Origin of the sequence: Streptomyces sp. UNOB3_S3 (genome assembly GCF_020740895.1) — a bacterium.
Classification (GTDB): domain Bacteria; phylum Actinomycetota; class Actinomycetes; order Streptomycetales; family Streptomycetaceae; genus Streptomyces.
This window is the reverse complement of sequence record NZ_JAILXP010000557.1, coordinates 1-3,219: the sequence shown is the minus strand read 5'-3', so window position 1 is coordinate 3,219 and position 3,219 is coordinate 1. Positions and strand designations below refer to the sequence as shown.

Sequence of the window (3,219 nt, the reverse complement as noted above, 5' to 3'; positions counted from 1 at the left end):
GAGGGGGGGGGGAAGCCGGTGCGGAGGAGGGCCAAGTGGCCGTCCACGAGGGCCCGTACGCCGTCGGCGAGGCGGGCGGGGAGCCCGTCGAGACCGCCGCCCCTGGTGAGCCGGGCGCGTTCGCCGCCGTACGTCAGCACGTCCAGCGCGAGGACGTTGTCGGCCGTGGTGCCCCAGGCCACCGAGTGGGCGCCGCAGGCGTTGTTGCCGATCATCCCGCCGAGGGTGCACCGGCCGTGCGTCGACGGGTCCGGCCCGAAGGTCAGCCCGTGCGCGCCGGCCGCCGTCCGGAGCGTGTCGAGGACGACGCCGGGCCGGACGACGGCGGTGCGCGCCTCGGGGTCGACGCGTACGACGCCGGCCATGTGGCGGGTGAAGTCGAGGACCACGCCCTCGCCCGTCGCCTGCCCGGCGGTCGACGTCCCGCCGCCGCGCGCCACCACCGGCACCCCGTGCTCGCGGCAGACGGCGAGCGCGGCGGCGACGTCGTCGGCGTCGCGGGGGGCGACGGTCCCCAGTGGCACGCGGCGGTAGTTGGAGGCGTCCATGGTGGTGAGGGCGCGGGCGGAGGCGGAGAAGTCGACGTCTCCGCGCACGGATGCGCGAAGGGACGCCTGGAGCTCTGTGGAGAGGTCGGTGTGGCTGCTGTGATCGCCCATACGACCACCCTGCCCAGGGAGCGGGGAGGTTACCGGTGGAATCGTCTCATCGGGTGGACGAGACGTTTTCGCAGGCAGACGGCACGCACTAGGCTGCGGCCGTGGCTGATATCCAGATTCCCGCTGACATCAAGCCCGCCGACGGTCGTTTCGGCGCGGGCCCGTCCAAGGTGCGGACGGAGGCGCTCGACGCCCTGGCCGCCACCGGCACCTCCCTCCTCGGCACGTCCCACCGCCAGGCCCCGGTGAAGAACCTGGTCGGCGGTGTGCGCGACGGCATCCGGGAGCTCTTCTCCCTCCCCGAGGGCTACGAGGTGATCCTCGGCAACGGCGGCTCCACCGCGTTCTGGGACATCGCCACGCACGGCCTCATCGAGTCCAAGTCGCAGCACCTGTCGTTCGGCGAGTTCTCGTCGAAGTTCGCCAAGGCCGCGAAGCTGGCGCCCTGGCTGGCCGAGCCGACGGTGATCTCCTCCGAGCCGGGCACCCACCCGGAGCCGGAGGCGGAGGCGGGCGTCGACGTCTACGCCCTCACCCACAACGAGACCTCCACCGGTGTCGCCGCGCCCGTCAAGCGCGTCGCGGGCGCCGACGAGGGCGCGCTGGTGCTGGTGGACGCCACGTCCGGCGCGGGCGGCCTGCCCGTGGACATCGCCGAGAGCGACGTCTACTACTTCGCCCCGCAGAAGTCCTTCGCCGCCGACGGCGGCCTGTGGCTGGCGGTCTTCTCCCCGGCGGCCCTGGAGCGGGCGGCGCGGATCCACGCGTCCGGGCGGCACGTCCCGGAGTTCTTCTCGCTGCCGACGGCGATCGACAACTCCCTGAAGAACCAGACGTACAACACCCCCGCCCTGTCGACCCTGTTCCTGCTGAACCAGCAGCTGGAGTGGCTCAACGGCCAGGGTGGTCTGGACTGGGCGGTGCGACGTACGGCGACGTCGGCGCGGACGCTGTACGGCTGGGCGGAGGCGTCCAAGCACGCGACCCCGTTCGTCACGGACCCGGCGAAGCGGTCGGCGGTCATCGGCACGATCGACTTCTCGGAGGACGTGGACGCGGCGGCCGTCGCCAAGGCCCTGCGGGCCAACGGCGTCGTGGACACCGAGCCGTACCGCAAGCTGGGCCGCAACCAGCTGCGGGTGGCGATGTTCCCGGCGATCGACCCGGCGGACGTCGAGGCGCTGACGGCGTGCGTGGACTATGTGATCGAGCGGCTGGGCTGAGCCGCAGCGGAGGCGAGGCCCAGCGCGACCAAAGACACGAGCGGCTGGGCTGACGATCATAAGCGGTCGGGGAGCACCCCCGGCCGCTTATGCGCTACGCCGCCGGAACAGCCACCGGAGGCCCAGGGCCAGGGCGACGACGGCGACGGCTCCGGCCCCGATGGTGAGGGTGCGGCCGTCGCCGTCCGGGCCCGAGTCGGCGGCCTGCCCCGCGCCTCCCTTGTTCTTGTCGTTCCCCTTTTCCTTCGCGGCGCTGTCCGGCAGGAGTCCGTCCTCGAGCCCGATCGGGACGACCTTGCTGCGGTTGCCCTCGGAGCCGTACATCAGCGTGCGGCCGTCGGGGGTGAACGTCACCGACTCGCCCTGGCGTTGCAGGGGTACGACGGGACGGCCGAGCTCCTTCACCGGGCGGCCGTTCTCCCAGCGGTAGACGCGGGCGTCGAAGTAGCCGCGGACGACGAGCCGGGTGCCGTCGGGGGAGAACGCCCCGTCCGTGGCCCAGACGTCGATGTCGGCGACGCGGCGGAAGGTGTTCACGCCGGACGCCGAGAGCCGCTCCGGGGCCTCGTAGAGGGCCCCCTTCCCCGACTGCTTCTTGCTGACGATGTAGACCCGGCCGGTGCGGGGGTGGACCATCAGGGACTCGGCGTCGCGCGGCCCGTCCTCGTAGCGGACGGTGTACGTGGTGGGGGTGACGGTGATGTCGCCCGTGAGCTCCTTCGGCTCGGGGAAGCGGTAGAGGCGGACGTCGGGCCAGGTGCCGCCGAGGTTGTCGCCGATGTCGCCGAGGTAGACGTTCCCGTCGGGGCCGATGGAGATCGCCTCGACGTCCCGGGCGTCGACGCCGTCGAGGGTCACCCTGGCGACCGTGCGCCCGGTACGGCTGTCCACGGCGTAGGCGTACGGGCCGTCGCCGCTGTCGTTGTGCGTCCAGTAGACGCCGGGGTGGGCGCGGCTGGCGGCCAGGCCGCTGGACTCCGTGACGCGGGAGTCCTCGATGGTGAAGCCGGACGGCGTGTCGGCGTGCGCGGGCGTGGCGCTCAGCGGAAGGAGCAGGGCCGACGCCGTGATTCCCAGGACGGCGGCCGGGCGGAGGGGACGCATGCCCCAAGCCTGCCATCGCGCGCGGCGGGGACCGGCGTGACCGGGCCTACGAAAGCCCGGCGGCCGCGCCGAAGCCGGTGAGCATGGCGTCGACGGCGAAGCCGAACCGCTCGGCGTCGTCCGTGCCCGCTCCGGTGCCGGCCGCTTCGACGACCAGCGGATAGCGCTCGCAGTCGAGTTCGGCGAGCCAGGCGCTGGTGCCGGGGGCGGCCTTGGTGGAGGGCTGAGGGGGG

General features: G+C 73.2%; 3 protein-coding genes and 1 pseudogene. 1 reads left to right on the top strand and 3 read right to left on the bottom strand.

Annotated elements, in window-relative coordinates:
- The coding region (locus tag K6I33_RS33530) for an FAD-binding oxidoreductase (RefSeq protein WP_229358533.1) at positions 1 to 659 on the bottom strand (659 nt) is incomplete at its 3' end.
- Positions 660 to 760: 101 nt separating this feature from the next.
- On the opposite strand from K6I33_RS33530, the gene serC reads away from it, so the two are divergent.
- Positions 761 to 1,882 carry a phosphoserine transaminase gene (gene serC, locus K6I33_RS33525; RefSeq protein WP_229358531.1) on the top strand — a complete coding sequence of 374 codons (1,122 nt, stop codon included), beginning with the start codon at positions 761 to 763 and terminating at the stop codon, positions 1,880 to 1,882.
- 87 nt (positions 1,883 to 1,969) lie between these two features.
- Here the strand turns inward: serC and K6I33_RS33520 are convergent, their stop codons facing one another.
- Positions 1,970 to 2,986 (bottom strand): hypothetical protein, encoded by a 1,017-nt coding sequence (locus K6I33_RS33520; RefSeq protein ID WP_229358529.1) that lies wholly within the window; start codon positions 2,984 to 2,986, stop codon positions 1,970 to 1,972.
- A 46-nt stretch (positions 2,987 to 3,032) separates the two neighbouring features.
- Positions 3,033 to 3,219: pseudogene (locus K6I33_RS33515) on the bottom strand (tetracycline repressor protein class H); the annotation flags it as partial.